The sequence below is a fragment of the Gilliamella sp. ESL0443 genome (assembly GCF_019469165.1).
Classification (GTDB): domain Bacteria; phylum Pseudomonadota; class Gammaproteobacteria; order Enterobacterales; family Orbaceae; genus Gilliamella; species Gilliamella apicola_E.
In genome coordinates this window covers 718478-741675 of sequence record NZ_CP048263.1, presented here as the reverse complement: position 1 = coordinate 741675, position 23198 = coordinate 718478, and the positions used below count along the sequence as shown (strand labels likewise).

Below are 23198 nucleotides of genomic sequence, written 5' to 3'. Positions count from 1 at the left end.
AGTTAAACACTTTAAAAATCCCCCCCGGTTGAGGGATGATGATATCCGGAGGGGCTAAACCACAAAATCAATTTTTATCTGAAAACTACCTTGACTCTTCAATTCAAATATTTCTTAATAATTTAACTACTCCTTTATACCCCCAAGTTTTAAGGCTTAAGGAAGAAGAAATAAATACTAAGGATATGAGCAGAGCGAGGCATGGGGGCTGTCGGTGCGCCTATCCACACCACCGTGGAAGGTTTGCACGACATGCCGCAAACTACTACCATTCACGTCACTAGTCCAGTACCAAGAGTCATGGGTGAAGCCAACGCCAAAGTCGCTAAGAGGACCCCACTCATTGAAAAAGCCAGAGCCAATTCTACGTTGGAAATAATTACCAGGTGAGGAAGGTGTGGCGCCGACGAAACCTTCACACCAATCGCCTGAATGTTTACCACGACAAGTTGCATTGGTTAAATCCTTTATGAGAGGCATTCGATAACCAATACTATTACACCAAGATAAGGCAGGAGAATAATCGTCCCACTTAGTACCACGGTTGACGAACCACTGCTTCAATGTGAAACCATATTTAATAACAGGATTACCTTGACCATCACGACCGACCAACTCAAAGGTCTGAGGCAAAATAGGTTTGGAAATAAGACCAGGATTGTCTGAATTATGCTGGAATTCGGTAGCGAAAGGACCCGTTAAAGTAACACGTACGCTTGCAGCAGTTGAATTAGACATTGTAACTGTGATTCCCCCCTGAGATAATGAAGACCAAGACAAAGGTTGACTAACACCTTTAATATCTAAGTCAAAGTACAGTCCATTAGCGCCAGTAGTAGGAAAGTTTGAACCATAACGTGAAGGGTCAGTTGACTGAGGGATAAAACCATTAGCAGGGTCCCACATAAAAGACGGACCAGCATAATCATGATATGGGAACAAAATATCATCACCAAGCTTAGCATTTTTTAAATTAGGTCTGGTGAAACAAACCATCGACGTAGCCTTAGGATTAACGAAATACGTCACAACATTGGCACTGAAATCACTACTATTAGGAACGCCATAACGTGTGGATAATGTGCCGTTAGTACTTGATAACGTAACCCTATAAGGAGAATTACAAATCGTTAATACGGAATTACGTGATACAGCTTGATTGTTATTATCGACGATAGATAAACTTAAAGAACCAGTAACAGTAACGTCATTATCACCATCATCATCCCCCCAATAATTATTAGGAGGACCGATAAGAGAACTTAAAGCGACTGAATCAGTATCAGTTGGAACAAACATGTCTATATCAGCAAAACTTTGCTCTTCATCAGGCAAGACGATTGGCGTTGTAGATGAGGTATTATTTAAAGGCGTGTATTGTGTACCATCAGATAGAGTAATACCAAGCAGCCCATTTGTATCAACAACGCGAGTACGACCACCATCAAAAGTTAAATACGGCGCATTACCGTGAATCACATTCGAGGTTTTAGAGGTTAATGCATGGCTGGAAAAAGAAGGTAAAATAGCCACACCTAAAAAAATCTGCCGGAATAAATTAGATCGAAAAGAGGATCGCAAGAAGGATCTATAGTAGGATCGAAAAAAAGATCGCGAGAAAATTTGCAAAATTCCGCATAATTGCGTGAAAAAATAAACTTTGGTGAAGAATAAACGCTGGGAACTTAACTTTGGCGAATTTAAATTAGAGGTTGGCCAAGTTGCCTGTTGCCTGTTGCCTGTTGAAAATTATAGAACATATTCGACTATCCTGTCAAGTATATTTTTGATTTATTTACGGTTTTGTTTGAATTTTAGCCATCCCGCTAAAACGGTAAAAGAGTATAGTTACTGGAAAAATACGATGCAATTCTTTTTTTGTTTTGGATCGTTAATATTCGTAAAGAAGATCGCAAGTAAAGATCTTGAAAGGATCGACTATCTATTGTTTTAATTAAAATCATCTTCCTTACAAACCTTTAAAAAACTATAATTAAGATCCTGAAAAAATTTACCTGAGTGATGAGTAATTTTGATAATTTGATAATTTTTAATCGAAATTTGGAACCTCAAAAACCCCGCTCCTCAACTTTTCTGATATAAAAATAATTAAAACACATCATCATTTAGAGCCAAATGATTCATATGGCAACATTGCAAGGTGGAATTTTAAACGCTGAAACTACTATTGCTCAAAAAATCCCCCCCCTGTTGAGGGATGATGATGTACGGGGGAGGCTAAACCACAAAATCGCTTTTTATCGCACGATGGATGATACTAAGGTAAAGTACAAAGCCCTTTCAAAGTGATATCAGAGCCAATATAAGCCCAATATATACCGCCATCATCAAGATAAACAACAAACCGATTATCGTAGTAAGGAGCTATAACATTGGTCCAGAGCTTGTTAGGATAAGAGTTGTTAGTACTAAAGTTAGCATCTTTATATAGGCCTAGATTACCCCACTCCGCAATAAAGCCAGCACCAATGCTATGCTGATAATAAACACCATAAGATGATGAAGGTTCAGCACCAGTCGCTTCATAACCTTTTGCATTAGTTAAATCTTTAATCGTAGGCATACGATAACCAATACTATTACACCAGGACTCCATACTAGGATAGGAGTAATAGCCTTTACCTCGGTTGACAAACCATTGTTTTAATGTAAAACCATATTTAACGATAGCTTTACCACTACTATCTCGACCAACTAACTCGAATGTCTGAGGCAAAGTAGGCTTAGTAATAGGACCAGGATTGCTGGAATTCCATTGGGATTCAGTTGCAACAGGGCCAGTTAAGGTAACCCGTACGCCTTTCGCTGTAGAATTGGTCATAGTCGCCGTGATACCACCTCGCGAGACAGGAGACCAAGACAATGCTTGATTATTACCAGCAAGGCGTAAATTAAAGGACATGTTGTTGGCACCTGTAGTCGGAAAGTTCTTATCATATGAGTCAGTTGACTGAGGAAGAAAACCATACGCAGGGTCCCACATCGAAGTACGAATACCATCATGTGTAAACACATCCTCCGCTGGATCAGCAAAACAAACCTTTGGCTCATTATTAGGATTAGGAGTAACATAATAAGTCACATAACTTGCATTGAAAGTACTACTACTAGGAACCCCATAACGTGTCGATAAAGTACCACCAGTACTATATAAGCTAACCTCATAAGGTGCTGTACAAATCTCTAGCACGGTACTACGTGAATAATATCTAGAACCGGTCCTTAGCCTTATAGAGGAGATAGATACACGTAAAGAACCTGTAGCTGTAACGTCTGAATCGCCATCATAATCCCCCCAGTAATTATAAGGAGGAGCGATAAGAGCACTTAAATCGACTGAATTAGTATCAGTAGGAACGAACATGCCTATATCAGAAAAACTTTGACCAGCAACAGGCAACACGATTGGATTTTCAGGAGATGAAGTATTAGTTGAAGGCGTGTATTGCACACCATTTGATAAAGTAATACTAAGCAGACTATCAGTATCAACCGCTCGCGTGCGACCACCATCGAAAGTCAAATACGGCGCATTACCGTGAATCACATTTGAGGTTTTAGAGGTTAATGCATGGCTGGTAAAAGAAAGTAAAACAGCCATACCTAAAAAAATCTGCCGGAATAAATTAGATCGAAAAGAGGATCGCAAGAAGGATCTAAAGTAGGATCGAAAAAAAGATCGCGAGAAAATTTGCAAAATTCCGCATAATTGCGTGAAAAAATAAACTTTGGTGAAGAATAAACGCTGGGAACTTAACTTTGGCGAATTTAAATTAGAGGTTGGCCAAGTTGCCTGTTGCCTGTTGCCTGTTGAAAATTATAGAACATCTGCGACAATCCTGTCAAGTATATTTTTGATTTATTTACGGTTTTGTTTGAATTTTAGCCATCCCGCTAAAACGGTAAAAGAGTATAGTTACTGGAAAAATACGATGCAATTCTTTTTTTGTTTTGGATCGTTAATATTCGTAAAGAAGATCGCAAGTAAAGATCTTGAAAGGATCGACCAACTCTTGTTTTAATTAAAATCATCTCGTTTACAAACCTTAAAAAAACTATAATTAAGATTCTGAAAAAATTTACCTGAGTGATGCGTAATTTTGATAATTTGATAATTTTTAATCGAAATTTGGAACCTCAAAAACCCCGCTCCTCAACTTTTTTATCAAAAAATCATCCATTTTATAAAACCCGCTTTCCCTTTGTTTGCTGTTTTTTAGCTGTTATAATCAATTTATCTTTTCTTATTAGGGCAAATAGTTATGTATATTATTTATGGGATTAAGAATTGTGATACCATGAAAAAAGCGTTTAATTGGCTCAATGATCATCAAGTTAGTTACCAATTTCATAATTATAAAACCGATGGCTTGTCGGCTGAGTTGTTAAGTCAGTTATTAAAACTTGTTGATTGGCAGAGTTTGTTAAATACTCGTGGTACGACTTGGCGTAAGCTTGACGAAACAGTACGTAATCAAGTTGATAATCAAGATGCCGCTATCAAGATTATGTTAGCTAATCCTTCTATTTTAAAGCGTCCACTACTTGTTGATGGTAAGCGGGCTTTGTTGGGATTTTCTGACGAGAGCTATTCGCAATTTGTTAAACCTAAATCATAAGATCGAGATCACCATGACTGAACCTGTTATTGCACTAACCAAAGCATTGATTGCTGAAAGATCAATAAGCCCCGATGATAAGAACTGCCAGCAGATGATTATCGATCGTCTAAAGCCGTTAGGCTTTGTGATTGAAGAGGTAAATATTGGTAAGACGAAAAACCTTTGGGCCTACCATGGTAGTGGTAAAACCTTGATGTTTGCCGGTCATACTGATGTGGTGCCAGCTGGGGATGAGAGTAAGTGGTGTTACCCCCCTTTTGAGCCAACTATTGATGAAAACGGTGTTTTGTATGGTCGTGGCGCAGCCGATATGAAAAGTGGCGTAGCGGCTATGGTTTGTGCCGCTGAGACGTTTGTTAAAAAATATCCTGACCATACTGGTCGGATCGCGTTTTTACTGACTTCCGATGAGGAAGCAGATGCAACCGATGGCACAGTAAAAGTGGTTGATTTGCTGATTAAACGTCAAGAACAGATCGATTACTGTATTGTTGGTGAGCCTTCAAGTGATAGTGTTCTTGGTGATCAGATTAAGAATGGGCGTCGTGGCTCTTTGACAGCCAATTTAGTGGTACATGGTATTCAGGGACATGTTGCTTATCCTCATCTTGCTGATAATCCGGTGCATAAATTTGCGCCCGCTTTGAATGAACTGGTAACGACGGTTTGGGATAATGGTAATGAATATTTTCCACAAACGACAATGCAAATAGCCAATATTAATGGTGGAACCGGCGCTGAAAATGTGGTTCCTGGTGATTTGTCAGTGCAATTTAATTTTCGTTATAGTAGTGAGTTAACCGATGAGATGATTAAAGCAAAAGTCGAGGCGATTTTGCAAAAACATCATTTAAACTATACGTTAAATTGGCGTTTGTCCGGCCATCCATTTTTAACACCACAAGGCGAGCTAACTGATGCAGCAGCAAGCGCGATTAAGGCCTTTACACAAATTGATACCAAATTATCAACCAGTGGCGGAACATCCGACGGGCGTTTTATTGCTAAGTTAGGTTGTCAGGTGATTGAGCTTGGTGTGTTAAATAAAACTATTCATAAAGTGAATGAAAATGTAAATTGCCAAGATGTCATTACATTACAAGCTATCTATATCGATATTTTAGAAAAGTTACTATAGATTTTAATATGAGATCATGCTTTGTGCTAAATACTCAAGGGGATTTAAATGGAGTGGCTTAAAGATTATTGGTGGGTGATTCTTATTATTTTGGTGGGGATCTTTATTAATACAATTAAAGCACTGAATAAACTAAGCTATAAGCACTATTTAGAAAAAAAGAAAGGGATAAAACCTATCCCTTATTCTGATGATGAGGACGACGATTGGCCAAGTCGTCCTAAGCAAAAATAAATTATCGAAAGTCCTGACTTTTACTTGCAAAAATAGCTTGGTGACGATAGCGATCAACCCACATCGCTGTCGCGCCACAAACCGCAATTGGCATAATAATTAAATTCAATAATGGTAACATGGTAAAGAAGCTGATTAACATACCAAATAGCAGATTGTCAGCGCGATCTTGTCTTAATAATTGGCGCATACGCTCAAAAGAGATTTTGTGGTTATCAAAGGCGTAATCCGCATATTGGATGTTAATCTGCCAAGCAGTAAATAAAAACCACACTATCGGAGTAACCGATTGCCCGATGATGGGAATCAAGTAGGTTAGCAATATCGGAATCGCCCATAATAAATAATAGCCAAATTTTTGTAACTCGCGCTTTAAGATGCGAGGTAAGTCTTTTATTAAACTCAACCAAGAGGTATCAGGCGCAGGTACACCGGTGAGCTGTGCTTCTACCTGTTCGGCCAGCAGACCATTGAAAGGCGCAGCTATAACGTTGGTTATCGTACTGAAAAAATAACAAAATAAAATTGTTAAAGTTAAAATGACAATAGCACTAATGATGTAGCCCAACCAGTGCAACCAACTTGGCATAAACGATAAGCCCCAATCCACCATGCCAGTGATTGAAACAAAAAACCAATAAAATAGCGCTGACATAATAACGATATTAGCCAGCAACGGTAAAAATACAAAGCGTTTTAAACCAGGACTAAATGCTAAAGACCAGCCTTGGAAAAAGTATTCTATACCTGATTTAGAATTGGAATGTTGTGATTTATTTTCTAACACAATAGGATCCTTTTATTTAAAATCGGCGTCATTTTAAACGTAGTTTTCATCTGACGGCAACTGACTTTTCATTTTTTGATCGTAAATTAGCTGATCTTTATTTGGTCAGTTTGATAATTTTTCAAGCCATGTTTTTACTTCTTGTTTGATAGCTTGGATCATCTCATTTCGACTTGGTAGTTTATTTATCGATTCACTACTTTGTAATAATAGTGAAGGTATTTTACCATTTGTTGCCTGTTTTAGACGACACAGTGCCGGATAAGTTGCTTCAAACGGTCGATGATAATTACAAAATCCTTGCAGATCCTGAAGATCTTGATGAGTTAACGCCTGCTGATCATCAATAGTGATGAGTTGGCTGAAAGGTAAATCGATAATGGCATTTAGCCAATAGCTATTACGCCTTAAATTTTCCGCTAAACGTTGGCTTAGTTCATAACCTTGCTGAGTGATGGGTTTGATTGCCATCATTGAATAACTACCAGAATTGGCTTGTTTATGGCTGGCAATATGGACTAAGGTAAAGCCACAATTATGCCAAAATTGATAATTAACGGCACTGTAAGCAAAACTGACAGAGACAAAATCGTTGTGATTTTTCATTGCTTGTTGATAGATATGTTCAACCAACTTCAGGGCGATATGTTGACGTCGATAAGGCTCTATAACCGCAATACGGTTAATTCTGACCGATTTTAGTTTTGCCGCTAGTTTATCACCAGCATGTGCAACCAATGATTGCGCGACAAGATTGCCTTTTGGTCGGCGTGTGCCTTTCCAAACGGCATCGATTAAGTCATCAGTCAAATTACCTTCATCAATCGTAATTGCGCCAGCAATAAGTTGATCACCTTTTTTGGCCTGCCAAACAGCTAAGTTTTTTGCATCAAATAGTCGTCTTAAATCAACTAAGGTTGTTTGATAATGAGCCGTTTTTAATAAATTGTAGATAGACTTAAGTAGGTCGATATCTGTTCTTTCGTTAAGCGAATAGACCGTAGCCTGCTCATTGGTTTGCGATTTTATCACGCCATTAAGCAATAAGTTATCGCAAAGTTGTTCGAGTTGATCGTTATCTTGCCAACGAATAGGCGAATTAAGATAAAATCGCTGGCAAATTTGCCTGTCCAGTAATTTTAATAAAAACCCCTGCCCTGTTCCTTCGTAACCTTCTACCGTTGTGATCAATAGGATTTTAGTCGATGGTGACAGCTTTAGCAGTTGCTCCAACATTGGCAATGGGATCATCGCCGCTTCATCAATGATCAACCATTCAGGAAATGGATGATCGACCATTTCAATTAGTTGATCTGGCGCATAAAACGGTGTTCCTGGTTTAGCAAACTGAAAAAAAGTCGTTAGCGCACTTTTATTCGGTGCTGTTACCCAGCATTCATGATAATGAGTAAATTGCCCAGCTAATGCTGATTTACCGCGCCCTCGTTTAGCTATTAAGATATTTAAACGACTATTGCTTTTTAGGAGTTGGTTTAGTACTAACTGTTGCTCGGTTAAATCCTTTTGCCCATCATCTTGCTTCGTAAACTCTGGTGGCTTTTCTGTGGCAAATTTTGATAAGGTTTGTTGTAAATGTTGAACAAAATTGGGCACACGAATCGGCTTTGTAGATTCATTCCAACGCAAACTATCTTGGTCCACCCAATTGGTCAAATCATCGGGCAGTAATAAAATTAGCACACTACCTTTGATTAAAGTGCCGGCTAGCATCGCAAAAGCATCTAAATTAAAACCTTCTGTGGCATCGAAAATAGCATGTTTAAACTCTTTGCCAAGTAATGATTTGGTTTGATTGGGATGAATATGATGGCTAATCGCTTCGGGCAAATCTGTTTTTATGGTAACTGTAAGCCAATCGCCCGGGTGCTGTTGAATAATAGCGCTGACTTGATTAAATAATTGAGGATGCGAACCGTTTAATACCCATAGCTTTCTGGTGCTATTAATCATTGATTAACTTTTTCCAATCAATAAGGATAAAATTCCTGCTGCAATCAATGGACCAACCGGTATCCCTTTGAAAAAGGCAACACCAATAAGTGTACCAATAATTAAGCCATTAATTATAGTTGGATGAGCACCAATTAAGGATATACCACGCGTGCCTAACCATGAGACTAATATGCCAACTAAAATAGCCAGTAACGATTGCCAGGTGGTGAATGATTTTACAATATCGGTAATTTTTAACGAGCCATCCGCTAAAGGAACCATCATAGCCGCCGTTAAAATGACAATGCCAATGGTTAATCCATATTGATTTAAGAACGGAAAATAGGTTGCTAGCGGTGTTAATTTGAATAACAACAGTAGCAATACTGCAAAGGTCACTGTGTTATTATGCGTGATATAACACAGTGCAGCTAAACCTAATAATAAAAAAAAGGAGATATCAAATTGGGCAAACATTAAAGTGGAACACCAATACGTTTGGCTACCTCTTCGTAGGCCTCAATCACACCACCTAAACCTTGGCGGAAGCGATCTTTATCCATTTTTTTCAAGGTCTGTTTTTCCCATAAACGGCAACCATCTGGTGAAAACTCATCGCCTAATGTGATTTCGCCATGAAATAGACCAAACTCTAATTTATAATCAACTAAAATCAGTCCGGCTTTATCAAAAAGCTCTGTTAGCACGGTATTTATTTTAAAGCTAAGTTCCTTCATCGTTGCTAACTGCTCATCCGTTGCCCAGCCAAATGCTTTACAGTGTGACTCATTGACCATAGGGTCATGCAGGGCATCATTTTTTAAGAAAAGTTCAAATGTTGGGGGATTAAGGATTTTGCCTTCTTCAGCACCTAAACGTTTTACTAATGAACCAGCAGCTCGATTACGAACGACACATTCAACTGGCACCATATCAAGTTTTTTAACTAAAACTTCATTATCTGATAATAGGGCTTCAACTTGAGTTGGAATACCTGCTTCACGTAACTTGGTCATAATAAAATAATTAAATTTATTATTGACCATCCCCTTTCGATCTAACTGCTCAATGCGCAGTCCATCAAATGCCGAGGTGTCGTTACGAAATTCAAGGATTAATAGATCTGGGTTGTCAGTAGTGTAAACCGTTTTTGCTTTACCACGATAAAGCTCAGCCAACTTTTTCATGTTTATAACCTTATATCAAATTGCCAATAAATAATTAAGGAGCTATTCGCCCCTTAATTTCAAATCAAGTACCTTGCCGTTATAAGTGTTAGCTATAAACCGTATTTATAAACTGTAGTCATAAACTGTATTTATAAACATTCATTTATATAGCAAAGGTAAGTTACTCCGCTATTGGGTTAAAATCGGCTTTACGCGGTTTTAACTCGTTTAGATGAAAGATTATCTGATCGTTAAATTAGCGATCATTTCTGATGCTATCTCTGATACTGTCTTTAAGATCTTCTTTCAGCTCTTTATTAGGATCTGATTCTTTTTCATCTGTTTTAACCGGCACAGTTCGTAGCGATTCAGGTGCGACATCATCCATTATTTGATTAAATAATCCAACTACATAACGCTGAACTTCGATCGGTTGTGACATAAGGTTTTCACCACTACGCGTTAATGAACTTAATACGATAGTGATAGTTTCTGTTGCGCCTAAATTATGGCGGGTAAAGACAAAAGAAGCCTCAACCGGTTGTTGTTCATCTTGGCGAGAAATAATTGCATTATTCGTTTTAATGGTTTTACTATCGCTTGAACTAACCCGTATATTTTGTTTATTTAACGTATTTGGAATACTATTCCATACACCATAACTTACTGGCACATTAAAGGTAACAGTGTTCTGTTCATGATGTACAAAAGATTCTGGGATAGTTGCAATAGCTAATGTTGGTGGACGAATATCAAGTTGTTTACCAACAGCACCATCAATTTTGTTGTTGTCCACATAAAAATCACCAGATTCGACTGGTACAGAAACACCTTCAGGAATAATTAACGCTTTTAAAGCGGGCGAATTGAGGTAATCTTCATTGCCATCAACCTCTCGTTTATAACTTTGATCGCTACTACATCCAACCATAAACATCGATGTAATAACCGATAAAACAGCTAGTTTTTTAAAGGCATTGCTTTTCAATTCAGTTTTATTCAACATAGATTTCTGCTTTTAAGTAAGGTTATAGTCAATTTTAAATTAATTTAGCATCTTTTAATGCTTGTTCAACTACAGGAATAGAAGCATCACTCAATGGCACTAATGGTAAACGTATAGTGCCGTTTGCCATTAAACCTAAACGAGTACACGCCCATTTTGCTGGCGTTGGGTTTGGTTCAATAAATAGATGAGTATGAAGACCCATTAAAGTATCGTTTAACGTGCGTGCTTGTTGGATTTGGTTATTAAATGCCAATTCACAAACGGTTGCAACTTGTTTCGCTGCTACGTTAGCGGTTACCGAGATAACACCATCACCACCTAAAATGATAAAGTCTAAGAAAGTCGCATCATCACCACTTAATAGCTTAAAATCTTCGCCAACTAATTTACGAGTTTTGTAAACGCGAGACAGATCACCCGTTGCATCTTTTAACGCAACAATGTTTTTAATTTTAGCTAATCGACCGACAGTTTCTGGTTTAATGTCACTACAAGTACGACCAGGAACATTATAAATAATTTGAGGTAATGGAGAACTTTCTGCAATAGCTTTGAAGTGTTGGTATAAACCTTCTTGCGTTGGTTTATTGTAGTAAGGCGCTACCGTTAAGCAACCAACTACACCGATATTTTCAACTTGACGAGTTAATTCGATCGCTTCTTTGGTGGCATTTGAACCTGTGCCAGCAATAATATCAATTCGACCATCTGCATAATCAATAGTGCGTTTAATAACATCAATGTGCTCATGATGATCAAGCGTTGCTGATTCGCCAGTAGTTCCTACTGATACAATAGCAGATGTGCCATTTTCAATATGATATTCGACCATTTTTTTTAGGCTTACATGGTCCACATTTCCTTTCGTATCCATTGGAGTAACAAGTGCGACCAGACTTCCTGTAAACATAAAGCGACCTCTCATATTCTGTGTTTATAAAACAACTTAAAGATTAAAAAAACTGCGAATAAGTATGCGATATTTCTTATTTAAATTCAACTTTTGTTATGCAGGATTATCAATATCGATAAAAATAGTTTCTAAGCCATGGTTAGTCGATAACCATTCTCCTAATGTTTTTATACCATATCGCTCTGTGGCATGATGTCCGCAAGCATAAAAATTGACACCATATTCACGGGCAATGTGAATGGTTCGTTCCGATACCTCGCCTGTAAAAAACGCATCAACCCCTTGCTGAGCGGCTGATTCAAGAAAATCTTGACCACCACCACTACACCATGCAATTCGCTTAATCACTGCTGGCGCATTATCACCACAAAATAAAACTGAGTGGCGACCATTATGTAGCTTCTGTTCAAGTAGCTGTTTAAATTCAATTGCGGTTAATGGATTCGCTAACGTGCCTTTAAAAAGCAAATCGGTAATATCATCACGCGCATCAACCGTAATATCAAACATTTGCCCAAGCAACACATTATTACCCAATACTGGATGACCATCTAATGGAAGATGATAACTATATAAATTGATATCATGGCTAAGTAACGTCTTCATTCGATGATACTTAATGCCAGTAATCGTCTCTGGCTCATTTTTCCAAAAATAGCCATGATGAACAAGAATCGCATCAGCATTTAGCTCGACCGCTTTATCTAACAATAACTGACAAGCCGTTACCCCTGTCACAATTTTGCTAATCTCTGGTCGCCCTTGAACTTGCAAACCATTTGGCGCATAGTCACGATATCGTGTCACTTGCAGATGTGTATCAATGATGTGTTGAAGTTCGAAATTATGCACAATGCCCTCGCAAACCTTAGAATTAAACTAAAACAGTCTTAACAAAATGCTTAAGATTACCAAATAAACTTTTCGCCCTTTTGTTTGGCGCTAATTATAGTCGCTTTCTCGTAATATCTCACCCGATATTATGATTAATTAAACAATTATTTTAAGTCTTTTACCATCCTGCTTATTCAAGATTAAGTCTCAAATTTAATCACTCACTTGGCTCGTTTAGATTTCGGGACAACATGCTTGATATATACTTAACGCACAGTAGTAAAATTTGTAGCAAAGCAAAATAGGATAAGTAAGAGGCAAATAACGTCTATAGAGAATAAAACTTAAGAGAATTACCTCGTCATACTAAGTTAAAAACTTAATTGATTTAAGTAGGTAAAACTAGGCGAAAAAAGTAAAAACTGGCATAATACCTCTCATTTTAGATAGATAAGACTAACTATTGTGCCAAAACTTTGTGAACGCTTTCGAGGATTTTATCCCGTGGTTATCGATATAGAAACCTCCGGATTTGATCCAAAACTCAATGCTATTTTAGAAATCGCAGCCATTACGCTTAAAATGACAGATGACGGCTGGCTCGAGCCTGATAAAACATTGCAATTTAATGTCAATCCCTTTGCCGATGCTATTTTAGAGCCAACAGCGTTAGCTTTTAACGGCATTGATCCCAATAATCCGTTACGAGGCGCGGTTGAAGAGAAAGAGGCAATTGAGGCAATCTTTAAATTAGTTCGCACCGGAATCAAAGCCAATGACTGTACCCGTGCTGTAATAGTGGCACATAATGCGCATTTTGATCACAGTTTTTTGATGAATGCGGCTGAAAGAGCGGGTATTAAACGCAACCCTTTCCACCCTTTTGCGACTTTTGATACGGCATCACTTTGTGGTTTAGTCTTTGGGCAAACAGTTCTGGCTAAAGCCTGCGAAACGGCAAATATCCCGTTCGATCATAAACAAGCACATTCAGCTCTTTATGATACCGAAAAAACTGCTATTTTATTTTGTGAAATCGTTAACCGTTTTAAACGATTAGGTGGCTGGCCTTTAGTCGAGTCGAAAACAGAAGAATAGTCAAAATATAAAAAAAGAGAGCTTAGCGCTCTCTTTCTCAACATTATTAATCGTTTTTATGATTTTCTGCCGTCTCTTTGATCAAGGTTTGCAGTTCACCTGTTTGAAACATCTCTAACATAATATCACAACCACCAATCAACTCCCCTTCAACCCAAAGTTGTGGAAAGGTTGGCCAGTTAGCAAATTTTGGCAATTCAGCACGAATATCTGGATTTTGTAGAATATCAACATACGCAAACGGCACACCACATTGCGATAACACCTGCACAGCTTGAGCTGAAAAACCACAACTTGGCAATTTTGGCGAACCTTTCATATAAAGAATAATCGGATTTTCGGCAATTTGGCGTTTAATCTTATCAAGCGTTGTCAATTCGGTTGTCATTAGGTTTGTCCTTTAATTTGCGATAAAAAATAAAGTTAGTTATTTTAACGTAGAAAGTTAACTAGGTTATATAGATTTCAGCTTTCACTCTAATAGATAAATTAGATATTTAAGATTGAGGGGGATTTTTTTATAAAAATGATCATTCAAAAACCCCGCTCCTCAACTTTTTTGCGATAAAACACCTCAAAAATAAACCCGCCGAGGCGGGTAATTGAAGCGTCGCTTAGCCGCAAAATCGCTTTTTTATCGCATTGGTTGTGACTTCAAGTCTGCCATCAATTAATAACGTTTTTTCTATCCCAACTCCCTTAAAAATTAGGATGTAAAAAATAGTTAAGGTACAACACAAAGCATACCAGCTTTTGTATCATATAATCGCGCCACTTTTGCAAGACCTGTGCCTAAATGCACTACAATCGAATTGCTACCTAACTTATTACGAGTCACATACCAATCGTTGTAGAAATTGGCTCCAGAGTATAGGTACACAGTGCCCCACTCTGACAAGAGCCCTGCACCAATTCGTCGCTGAAAATGATTACCTGATGATGATGGGGTAGCACCTAAGCCATCAAAATTTGCATTAGTTAAATCCCTTACCGTCACAACTTTATAACCTCCTATTTTTTTACACAACGCACTTAATTCATCCAGTTTATTAACCCCATCACCGTTATTAACAAACCACTTATTTAACACAAAACCATACTTAACAACTTCGTTACCTCGACTGTCACGACCAATTAACTCGAAGGTCTGGGGTAGAGTCGGCTTAGCTATACGATTAGGATTCTTAGAATGCCATTGAGATGGCGGAATTACTGGACCGGTTAATGTAACGCGTAGAGTGGTATTGTTTAAATAGTACATATTCGCGGTTATACCCTCTCGTGAAACAGGCGCCCATGACAGCGGACCCACACCACCAATATCCAAATCAAAGTACAAACCATGAGCACCCGTTGTAGGAAAATTTAAGTTATAAGATGATGGGGATGTTGACTGAATCCGAAAACCTTTATTACTGTCCCACAACCAATCTGGACCATTGTACTCTCTTCTCTCATGAACAACATTTGGCTTAACAAAACAAATCGCTGGCGGTAAATTAGGTTTAACATAATATGTTACATTTCCAGCACCATAGAAACGGCTATTCGGAACACCATAACGTGAACTCAATGTACTGAATGTATTACTTAATACAATTCGGTAGGGCGCATTACAAATATCCAGTACAGTATAACGTGAAACAGGTTGGTCGTTTTTATCAAAAATAGATAAATTTAAACTGCCTGTCGCAGAAATATCACCATCACCATCATCATCGCCCCAATAATTATATGGCCAACCGATAACGGTACTGAGCGCAACTGAATTGGTATTAGTTGGCACAAACATACTGATATCTGCAAAACTTTGCCCTACTATCGGTAGCACTATTGGAAAATTTGATGAATTATTCGTTGACGGGGTATATCTCATTCCATTTGATAAAGTAATCCCTAGCAAACCGTCGGTATTAATTGCACGTGTGCGACCGCCATCAAATGTTAAATACGGAACATTACCATTAACAACATTTGATGTTTTAGATGTTAACGCATGGCCAGGAAAAGGATGAAAAGTAACCACCATTAACACTAAAAAGATTTGCCGGGATAATTTGGAACCACGAAATAAGCATTGAAAAGCACTTCGCAATGAGCGGCAAAGCGTTCTTAAATTTTCGTGGATGAATAAACTGAAATGGAAAAATAAGCGTTGAATGCTTAAATTAAATAAATTTAAATAATAATTTAACCTGTGTTGTCGATATTTGAAATTATAATGCATAGTTGGCATCCTTGCTGATTAATATTCTGATTTATATATTTTTATGCTTACTCATTAACGTAACTAAGGCGAAACGCAAAGCCCGTATTGAGTGTAGTAGTTAAACCAACCCACAGCACCGTTGGATGCAGACACGACAAAATGGTCTCTATCAATAGGGTCGTTTGTCCAGTAAAAGCTGAAATTGAAATTTGAGTTGGTGTAGTCGGACAGATTTCCCCACTCGGTAAAAAGGCCTGCACCAATCTGACGCTGGTAATAATTACCCGATGATGAAGGCGTAGCGCCAGATATAGTTTCTCCTTTTGCTGAACGAACAGCATTAGTTAAATCTTTTATCTTAACCATCCGATAACCTAGACTATTACACCAAGATAATGTATCCGAATAATGGTAAGAGCTAGTGCCTCGATTGACGAACCACTGTTTTAACTCAAATCCATACTTAACAGCTTTATTACCTTGACTATCTCGTCCGACTAACTCGAATATCTGAGGTAAAGTAGGTATAGCAATACTATCTGGGGGATTAGATGCCCATTGGGATGAACTCGCAACTGGACCGGTTAAGGTAACGCGTACACTTGTAGCGGTAGAATTAGTCATTGTCGCGGTGATACCGCCATGAGAAACTGGAGACCAAGACAATGGTTGATCACTACCGATAATGTCTAAATCAAAGTATAAGTTGTTAGCACCAGTAGTCGGAAAATTTTGACCATAAAATAACGGGGAAAGTGTTTGAGTAAGAAACCCTTTACTTGGGTTCCAAATCGAAGCTGGACCACGGAAGTCTATATCATAACCGTTCTCATTAAGATCGCCTAATGCTAAATTAGGTCTGGCAAAACAAACCTCTGGTGCAACCTTAGCATTTATATAATAGGTCACATTTCCAGCGCTAAAACTACGACTATTAGGTATGCCATAACGTGTGGTTAAGCTACCTTCAGTACTAACTAATTCAACCCTATAAGGCGCATTACAAATCGATAGTACAGTATCACGCGATACAGGTTGATCGTATTTATCCTCGATAGATAAACTTAAAGTACCGGTTGCAGTAACATCACCATCTCCATCATCATCTCCCCAATAATTATATGGCGAATCAACTAGCGTATTGAGTTCAACAAAATCAGTGTTAGTTGGCACCATCATACCTATATCTGCAAAACTTTGACCAACTTCAGGTAACTCTATTGGTGTTCTGGATGAATTATTCGTTGATGGTGTGTATTGCATTCCATTGGATAGCGTAATACTTAATAAACCTTCAGTATCAACAATACGAGTATGACCACCATCGTAAGTTAGATACGGCACACTACCATGAATTATATTGGTTGTTTTAGAGGTTAATGCATGGCTAGAAAAAGGGATCAAAAAAAACAAGCCGAGAAAGATCAACTCCGATAAAAGAGATCGTTTAAAGGATCGTAAAAAAGATCGCGCAAAAATTTTGGAAATTTCGCTGAATTTAGCGAAAAAATGAACTTTTGTGAAAAATGAAGATTGAGCGCTTAAGTTTAGCGAATTTAAATTAGAGGTTGGCCAAGTTGCCTGTTGCCTGTTGCCTGTTGAAAATTATAGAACATCTGCGACAATCCTGTCAAGTATATTTTTGATTTATTTACTATTTTTCTATTTATTGTTTTAGCTATCCCGCTAAAATTATGTAAAAAGTATAGTGACTGAAAAAAACAGGTGCAATACTTTTTTTACCTTAGATTGTTAACTTTCGTAAAGACGATCATAAAAAAGCATGATTGAAAAAACAACTACCAATTGTTTTAATTGGAAATATAACACTTACAAAACTTTAATAATCATAATTATTGATCTTAAAAAATGTTATCTTATCGTTTGAAATTAATAATGTTGATCATTAAATAATTTTGAAGTGGAATTTATAAGATCAAAAACCCCGCTCCTCAACTTTTTCAAATTCTAGTCGCTATTTTCGATTCCGTTATAAGAAAAAAATATAACTATATATAAATATATTATTTAACCGTTATAGAAAGATTTATATTATAATCTCCAACTTCATAATTTTAATATATAAAAAACAATGCATAAACTAGCCTATCGACTCGATCACTTTTCCGATTCGGTTATCCGTCGGATGACTCGGATCGCTAATCAATATCAAGCTATCAATTTGTCACAGGGTTTTCCAGATTTTGATCCGCCGAAACCTTTAATCGATGCGTTAAAACAAGCTGCCGATTGTGGTCCTCATCAATATGAGATCACTTGGGGATCAGCTGAGTTTCGGCGTCTGTTAGCTAAAAAGCAACAAAAGTTAATGCAAATTGATATCAACCCAGACGAAAACGTGTTGGTAACTTGTGGTAGCACCGAGGCGATGATGTGTGCGGTAATGACGGTTTGTAATCCAAAAGATAAAGTTATTATCTTTTCGCCGTTTTATGAGAATTACGGAGCGGACGCCATTCTTTCTGATGCCACCCCAATTTATGTGCCTTTGATCCCGCCGACATTTGAATTTGATAAACAGCAACTTCGTGAAGCGTTTGAGCAAGGCGCTAAGGCGCTGATTTTATGTAATCCTAGCAATCCTTGTGGCAAGGTATTTACTAAGGATGAGCTTGATTATATCAGTCAATTGGCGATTGAGTTTGATGCTTACATTATTACCGATGAAGTATATGAGCATATGGTTTACGCTCCGCATAAGCATCTTTATTTGGCAAGTTTTCCAAATATGAAAGAGCGGACTATTTGTTGTAGCTCGTTGTCGAAAACCTATTCGATAACCGGTTGGCGCCTTGGTTATATTATTGCTGATAAAAGAATTATAGATGGTTGTAAGATGATCCATGATTTTCTTACCGTTGGCGCTGCTGCCCCACTACAAAAAGCAGCTTGTGCAGGGTTAGCTTTAGGGGATGATTATTATCAACAATTGACCGAAACTTACACCGCTAAGCGCCGTTTATTTTTGAACGGATTAGATGAGTTAGGCCTTGCTTATTATGAGCCTCAAGGTGCGTATTATGTTTTAGTGGATATTTCGGCGTTTAATCCATTTAAGACCGATTTTGAATTTTGCGAATGGTTAATTAAAGAAGTCGGCGTAGCAGCTGTGCCGGGATCGGCCTTTTTTAAACATCCTGAATATCGTTATATTCGTTTCCATTTTGCTAAACAAGAACCAACGCTGATTGCAGCTTTAGAAAGATTATCCAAACTTAAGGAAAAATTATTATGTTTAAAAAATTAATTGTGGCAAGTTTAGTCATTTTAACTTCAGTATTAACTGGTTGTGATAATGCTAAAAAAGAGAATCAAATTACTGTTGGTGTTGCAGCCGGTCCTTATGGCGACATGTTTAAACAAGCTATTGCGCCTGGATTAGAAAAGAAAGGTTACCATATCGAAATTCGTGAATTTAGCGATTATGTTCAACCAAACTTAGCATTAGCAAATAGAGATATTGATGTTAATTTATTTCAACATTTAACTTATCTTAATAATTTTAAGCAAGCGCGTAATTTAGATATTATGGCGATTGGTTTTGTACCAACAGCTGGCGCGGGAATTTATTCAAATAAAATTACTGACTTTTCGCAATTAAAACAAGGCGATCAAGTGACTATTTCAAGTGATGTGACTAACGAAGCTCGCGCGTTACGCATTTTAGAAGCAGCTGGGTTGATTAAGCTTGATCCAAATGTGGATAAAAACAATTTAACCCCTAAAAACATTATTGAAAACCGTTATGGTTTAGAGATTGTGCCAATTGAAGCACCACAAACTCCACGTTCGCTTGACAATGTTGCGTTATCAGTGGTTAATGGTAATTATGCAATTGGTGCGGGTTTAGATCTTTCTAAGGCGCTTTATCATGAAGTGTTAGATAAAGATCATAAAAATGTTATTGCGATTCGCACTGAATCAAAAGATACATTAGGTAAAGACATTATCGACGTGCTTAAATCACCTGAGTTTGCTCAAGTCATTAATGATAAAAACGGTATTTTCTATACCTTCCAAAAACCTGATTATCAGTTATTTTAATTATGCAGACTTTAATTCAAGTAAAAGATGTTTCTGTAAGATTTAAAGCCAAAGATCAAGTTGTTGAAGCGGTTAAAAAGGTCTCGTTTGATGTCAATCAAGGCGAGATCTTCGGGATCATTGGTTCGAGCGGTGCGGGAAAAAGTACTTTAGTAAGAACGCTTAATCGGCTTGCTGAACCTTCGTCCGGGCAAGTTATTATTAATGGTGTTGATATTCAAACCTTACGTGGGCGTGAATTGCAAGCGTTTCGTTTTCATGTTGGGATGATTTTTCAGAACTTTAATTTAGCATCATCAAAAACCGTTTATGAAAATATTGCTTTTGTGCTTAAAGCCGCTGGTAAAAAAGGCGATGCGGTTAAAAATAGAGTCAACGAATTGCTTGCTTTAGTTGGGTTAAGTGATAAAGCGAATGCCTACCCTGCTGAACTCAGTGGTGGGCAAAAGCAACGAGTCGGTATTGCCAGAGCGCTGGCTAATGATGCCAAAATTTTGTTGTGTGATGAAGCCACCAGTGCTTTAGATCCAACTACTACCAGCGCGATTCTTGATTTGTTAAAACAGCTTAATCAAAAATTTGGTTTAACTATTGTTTTAATCACCCATGAAATTGATGTGGTAAAAAAAATCTGCCACCGAGTTGCGGTAATGTCACAAGGTGAAATCGTCGAAATGAATACCACATTCAACCTTTTTGCCTGCCCTAAACAGCCATTCACACAAGAATTTCTTAATATCGATGAAAATACTCATTTGCCAGATATTATAAAGCAAAATGTGAAAGGAAAATTAGTCCGTTTGCGTTACATTAACGAAAACACTACCCAGCCAATTCTGTATCAATCAGCGATTGAAACGGGTGTGTCATTTAATATTTTGCATGGTTTTATTGAATATTTCGACAATCAAGCTTTAGGTAATTTGGTGATCGAGCTTATTGGTGAATCGACTAATATCCAAAATTTAATCACCAAATTGGCCGATCAAGAAGTTATTATTGAGGAAATAAACTAATGATTAAACTCACCATTAACGAAATAGCGCAAATGTTATGGAAAGCCGCTTACGAGACATTCATTATGGTAAGTTGGTCATTATTAGCTGGTTTGATCTTCGGCACATTAATCGGATTATTGCTGTTTTTAATGTCAAATCAATTCTTCTTTAAAAATAGAATCATTAACAGTATTGCGAATTTTATTGTCAATGCAACCCGTTCAATTCCATTTTTAATCCTAATGGTTACGGTGTTACCTTTAGGCGCGCTATTGGTTGATACCGCAGTTGGCCCTAAAGCGGTAATTTTACCGCTTTCACTTGCCGCTATTGCATTTTATGCACGATTAGCAGAAAACGCTTTTAGCCAAATTGATAAAGGCGTGATCGAAGCTGCGGTAGCAAGTGGTGCATCACATATGCGTATTATTTTTGGGATATTGTTTCCTGAGGCAATGGCGCAATTAATACGACACGCAACAGTTACCACAATTTCACTTATCAGCTTTAGCTCAATGGCTGGGGTTGTTGGTGGCGGTGGTATTGGTGATTTGGCGATCAGCTATGGTTATCAACGCTATGTAACCGAGGTGCTTATTTTGTGTATTGTTATTCTTATTTTTATTGTGATGGTGATTCAATACCTCGGTGACAAGTTAGCCAATCACTTTGATAGAAGCTATAAATAGTGGGTAATTTAGTATGAACAATCTTATCATTAAAGATTCAAAACGCATTGTTTTGGCAGATGCCATCCCACAATCCTACTTGACCGATGGTTTAAAGCTTAAATATGGGCAGGCTGATATATTAGTTTATCCTAAAACAACCGAAGAAGTAGCGGATGTGGTTAAATTTGCCAATGCCAATAATCTGAATATTACCACTCGCGGTGCTGGGACGAATTTAGTGGGTTCAACCATTCCTAATGGTGGCATTATTCTTGATTTATCATTGATGAATGAGATTGTTGAGTTAGACAAGGAAACTTTCACTATTACGGTACAGCCCGGCATTTTATTGCAGGATTTACAACAGTTTGTTGAGCAGTATGATCTTTTTTATCCACCTGATCCGGGCGCTAAAACCTCCACTATTGGCGGAAATATCAGTACTAATGCAGGAGGGATGCGTGCGGTAAAATACGGTGTAACTCGTGACTATGTGCAAGCACTTGAGGTGGTGATGGCAGATGGGAGTGTGTTAAATATTGGCAGTAAAAATGTTAAGGACAATACTGGGCTTGCTTTAAAGCATCTGTTTATTGGCAGTGAAGGTACTTTAGGCATCATTACCCAATGTACATTAAAACTGATCGCCAAGCCGAAAGTATCTCAAACATTTGTTGTTGGTTTTAATACTATTGAGCAGGCTATTGCCAGTATCACAACCATTTTACATACCCTAACGCCAACCGCGCTAGAGTTTGTGGAACGTAAAGTTGCACAATGGGGCGAAAAGTATTCAGGATTTCAATTCCCACTACCTAATAGCCAAGCTTATTTGATTATTATGCTTGATGGATCAGATCAACAATCCGTCGAACAGCAACGTAAGCAATTATTAGCGAATTTAGGTGACTGTGACTATTTTGTTGCTGAAGATAGCAATCAAGCTAGTCAAATTTGGACGATTCGCGGTTCATTGGTGCGAGCGGTTGAGGCAGTGACCGAACAAGATCCAATTGATATTGTGGTTCCAATAAATCGTATTGCCGATTTTATTCACTTCACCAAACAGCTTGAAGCAAAAACCAAGGTACGCATGTTAGCCTTTGGTCACGCTGGTGATGGAAATATTCATCTATGCATTTTGCGTGATGATCGTGATGATAAACAGTGGGATACCGATCTACAGCAAGTTCATCAAGCTCTTTATCAAAAATGCCTTGAACTTGGTGGATTACCTTCGGCAGAACATGGCATTGGTACAGCGAAAGTGAGCTATTATAATGATGCTATTCCTAAAGCCAATCGCCAACTTATGCGCGCTATCAAGCAGCAGTTTGATCCGAAGAATTTACTCAATAATCAGGTTTATATGACTATGATTTAATCTGAGTAGTATTTTAATGGTTGCTTTTAGATGAGATAAATCAGTGGCAAATTGAGAATAAATAAAGTTGAGGAGCGGGGTTTTTGAAGTCTT

21 protein-coding genes are annotated in these 23198 nt (G+C 37.8%); 9 read left to right on the top strand and 12 right to left on the bottom strand.

What is annotated here, in order from left to right; translation table 11 throughout:
* Positions 1–177: 177 nt before the first annotated feature.
* Positions 178–1533 carry a hypothetical protein gene (locus GYM76_RS03360; protein ID WP_220225891.1) on the bottom strand — a complete coding sequence of 452 codons (1356 nt, stop codon included), beginning with the start codon at positions 1531–1533 and terminating at the stop codon, positions 178–180.
* A gap of 745 nt (positions 1534–2278) precedes the next feature.
* The gene (locus tag GYM76_RS03355) at positions 2279–3622 is read right to left on the bottom strand and encodes a hypothetical protein (protein WP_220225890.1); all 1344 of its coding nucleotides are present in this window, start codon (positions 3620–3622) and stop codon (positions 2279–2281) included.
* 661 nt (positions 3623–4283) lie between these two features.
* Here GYM76_RS03355 and GYM76_RS03350 point away from each other — a divergent pair.
* From GYM76_RS03350 to GYM76_RS03340, 3 genes are read left to right on the top strand one after another with little or no spacing between them, the layout of a single operon-like run.
* On the top strand, positions 4284–4640 hold the full coding sequence (locus tag GYM76_RS03350; protein WP_220225889.1) for an ArsC family reductase: 357 nt from the start codon (positions 4284–4286) through the stop codon (positions 4638–4640).
* A gap of 13 nt (positions 4641–4653) precedes the next feature.
* Positions 4654–5781 (top strand): succinyl-diaminopimelate desuccinylase, encoded by a 1128-nt coding sequence (gene dapE / locus GYM76_RS03345; RefSeq protein ID WP_220225888.1) that lies wholly within the window; start codon positions 4654–4656, stop codon positions 5779–5781.
* Between the two features lie 48 nt (positions 5782–5829).
* Positions 5830–6015: a YpfN family protein gene (locus GYM76_RS03340; protein ID WP_065563328.1), complete on the top strand. Its 186-nt coding sequence runs from the start codon at positions 5830–5832 to the stop codon at positions 6013–6015.
* Between the two features lies 1 nt (position 6016).
* On the opposite strand, the gene cysZ is transcribed toward GYM76_RS03340, so the two are convergent.
* The 7 genes from cysZ to GYM76_RS03305 all read right to left on the bottom strand — a co-directional run bounded on the left by cysZ (position 6017) and on the right by GYM76_RS03305 (position 12698).
* Positions 6017–6802 (bottom strand): sulfate transporter CysZ, encoded by a 786-nt coding sequence (gene cysZ, locus GYM76_RS03335; RefSeq protein ID WP_220225887.1) that lies wholly within the window; start codon positions 6800–6802, stop codon positions 6017–6019.
* Positions 6803–6907: 105 nt separating this feature from the next.
* Positions 6908–8773, bottom strand: coding sequence for a tRNA(Met) cytidine acetyltransferase TmcA domain-containing protein (locus GYM76_RS03330; protein ID WP_220225886.1), 1866 nt, complete (start codon positions 8771–8773; stop codon positions 6908–6910).
* Positions 8774–8776: 3 nt separating this feature from the next.
* Positions 8777–9232, bottom strand: a complete 456-nt coding sequence (locus tag GYM76_RS03325) for a DUF441 domain-containing protein (protein WP_065563331.1) — start codon at positions 9230–9232, stop codon at positions 8777–8779.
* The gene (gene purC, locus GYM76_RS03320; RefSeq protein ID WP_220225885.1) at positions 9232–9942 is read right to left on the bottom strand and encodes a phosphoribosylaminoimidazolesuccinocarboxamide synthase; all 711 of its coding nucleotides are present in this window, start codon (positions 9940–9942) and stop codon (positions 9232–9234) included. The genes GYM76_RS03325 and purC overlap by 1 nt, the downstream gene beginning before the upstream one ends.
* Positions 9943–10180: 238 nt before the next feature.
* Positions 10181–10930 (bottom strand): outer membrane protein assembly factor BamC, encoded by a 750-nt coding sequence (gene bamC / locus GYM76_RS03315; RefSeq protein WP_220225884.1) that lies wholly within the window; start codon positions 10928–10930, stop codon positions 10181–10183.
* A 34-nt stretch (positions 10931–10964) separates the two neighbouring features.
* Entirely contained in the window at positions 10965–11843 is an 879-nt protein-coding gene (dapA, locus tag GYM76_RS03310; protein WP_065563334.1) for a 4-hydroxy-tetrahydrodipicolinate synthase, read from the bottom strand.
* A 96-nt stretch (positions 11844–11939) separates the two neighbouring features.
* Positions 11940–12698: a Nif3-like dinuclear metal center hexameric protein gene (locus GYM76_RS03305; protein ID WP_220225883.1), complete on the bottom strand. Its 759-nt coding sequence runs from the start codon at positions 12696–12698 to the stop codon at positions 11940–11942.
* A gap of 432 nt (positions 12699–13130) precedes the next feature.
* On the opposite strand from GYM76_RS03305, the gene rnt reads away from it, so the two are divergent.
* Positions 13131–13778 carry a ribonuclease T gene (gene rnt, locus GYM76_RS03300; protein WP_370632607.1) on the top strand — a complete coding sequence of 216 codons (648 nt, stop codon included), beginning with the start codon at positions 13131–13133 and terminating at the stop codon, positions 13776–13778.
* Between the two features lie 46 nt (positions 13779–13824).
* Here rnt and GYM76_RS03295 read toward each other — a convergent pair whose 3' ends face one another.
* From GYM76_RS03295 to GYM76_RS03285, 3 genes are all read right to left on the bottom strand, one after another.
* Positions 13825–14154, bottom strand: coding sequence for a Grx4 family monothiol glutaredoxin (locus GYM76_RS03295; protein WP_065563338.1), 330 nt, complete (start codon positions 14152–14154; stop codon positions 13825–13827).
* Positions 14155–14502: 348 nt separating this feature from the next.
* The gene (locus tag GYM76_RS03290) at positions 14503–16005 is read right to left on the bottom strand and encodes a hypothetical protein (RefSeq protein ID WP_220225881.1); all 1503 of its coding nucleotides are present in this window, start codon (positions 16003–16005) and stop codon (positions 14503–14505) included.
* 63 nt (positions 16006–16068) lie between these two features.
* Positions 16069–17391, bottom strand: coding sequence for a hypothetical protein (locus tag GYM76_RS03285; RefSeq protein WP_220225880.1), 1323 nt, complete (start codon positions 17389–17391; stop codon positions 16069–16071).
* Between the two features lie 688 nt (positions 17392–18079).
* On the opposite strand from GYM76_RS03285, the gene GYM76_RS03280 reads away from it, so the two are divergent.
* From GYM76_RS03280 to GYM76_RS03260, 5 genes are read left to right on the top strand one after another with little or no spacing between them, the layout of a single operon-like run.
* On the top strand, positions 18080–19255 hold the full coding sequence (locus tag GYM76_RS03280; RefSeq protein WP_220225879.1) for a pyridoxal phosphate-dependent aminotransferase: 1176 nt from the start codon (positions 18080–18082) through the stop codon (positions 19253–19255).
* The gene (locus GYM76_RS03275) at positions 19240–20052 is read left to right on the top strand and encodes a MetQ/NlpA family ABC transporter substrate-binding protein (protein ID WP_065733890.1); all 813 of its coding nucleotides are present in this window, start codon (positions 19240–19242) and stop codon (positions 20050–20052) included. Before GYM76_RS03280 ends, GYM76_RS03275 begins: the two co-directional genes overlap by 16 nt.
* A gap of 2 nt (positions 20053–20054) precedes the next feature.
* Positions 20055–21068 (top strand): methionine ABC transporter ATP-binding protein, encoded by a 1014-nt coding sequence (locus tag GYM76_RS03270; protein WP_220225878.1) that lies wholly within the window; start codon positions 20055–20057, stop codon positions 21066–21068.
* A complete protein-coding gene (locus tag GYM76_RS03265) occupies positions 21068–21739 on the top strand; it encodes a methionine ABC transporter permease (RefSeq protein ID WP_065562588.1) in 672 nt (223 codons plus the stop codon). The genes GYM76_RS03270 and GYM76_RS03265 overlap by 1 nt, the downstream gene beginning before the upstream one ends.
* A 13-nt stretch (positions 21740–21752) precedes the next feature.
* Positions 21753–23105: an FAD-binding oxidoreductase gene (locus GYM76_RS03260; protein ID WP_220225877.1), complete on the top strand. Its 1353-nt coding sequence runs from the start codon at positions 21753–21755 to the stop codon at positions 23103–23105.
* Positions 23106–23198 lie beyond the last annotated feature (93 nt).

Excerpts from the sequence above, each read along its gene's own strand:
- GYM76_RS03355 (WP_220225890.1), bottom strand. The coding sequence starts at position 3,622 with ATGGCTGTTTTACTTTCTTTTACCAGCCATGCATTAACCTCTAAAACC.
- GYM76_RS03350 (WP_220225889.1), top strand. The coding sequence starts at position 4,284 with ATGTATATTATTTATGGGATTAAGAATTGTGATACCATGAAAAAAGCG.
- dapE (WP_220225888.1), top strand. The coding sequence starts at position 4,654 with ATGACTGAACCTGTTATTGCACTAACCAAAGCATTGATTGCTGAAAGA.
- GYM76_RS03340 (WP_065563328.1), top strand. The coding sequence starts at position 5,830 with ATGGAGTGGCTTAAAGATTATTGGTGGGTGATTCTTATTATTTTGGTG.
- GYM76_RS03330 (WP_220225886.1), bottom strand. The coding sequence starts at position 8,773 with ATGATTAATAGCACCAGAAAGCTATGGGTATTAAACGGTTCGCATCCT.
- GYM76_RS03325 (WP_065563331.1), bottom strand. The coding sequence starts at position 9,232 with ATGTTTGCCCAATTTGATATCTCCTTTTTTTTATTATTAGGTTTAGCT.
- purC (WP_220225885.1), bottom strand. The coding sequence starts at position 9,942 with ATGAAAAAGTTGGCTGAGCTTTATCGTGGTAAAGCAAAAACGGTTTAC.
- bamC (WP_220225884.1), bottom strand. The coding sequence starts at position 10,930 with ATGTTGAATAAAACTGAATTGAAAAGCAATGCCTTTAAAAAACTAGCT.
- dapA (WP_065563334.1), bottom strand. The coding sequence starts at position 11,843 with ATGTTTACAGGAAGTCTGGTCGCACTTGTTACTCCAATGGATACGAAA.
- GYM76_RS03290 (WP_220225881.1), bottom strand. The coding sequence starts at position 16,005 with ATGCATTATAATTTCAAATATCGACAACACAGGTTAAATTATTATTTA.
- GYM76_RS03280 (WP_220225879.1), top strand. The coding sequence starts at position 18,080 with ATGCATAAACTAGCCTATCGACTCGATCACTTTTCCGATTCGGTTATC.
- GYM76_RS03275 (WP_065733890.1), top strand. The coding sequence starts at position 19,240 with ATGTTTAAAAAATTAATTGTGGCAAGTTTAGTCATTTTAACTTCAGTA.
- GYM76_RS03270 (WP_220225878.1), top strand. The coding sequence starts at position 20,055 with ATGCAGACTTTAATTCAAGTAAAAGATGTTTCTGTAAGATTTAAAGCC.
- GYM76_RS03265 (WP_065562588.1), top strand. The coding sequence starts at position 21,068 with ATGATTAAACTCACCATTAACGAAATAGCGCAAATGTTATGGAAAGCC.
- GYM76_RS03260 (WP_220225877.1), top strand. The coding sequence starts at position 21,753 with ATGAACAATCTTATCATTAAAGATTCAAAACGCATTGTTTTGGCAGAT.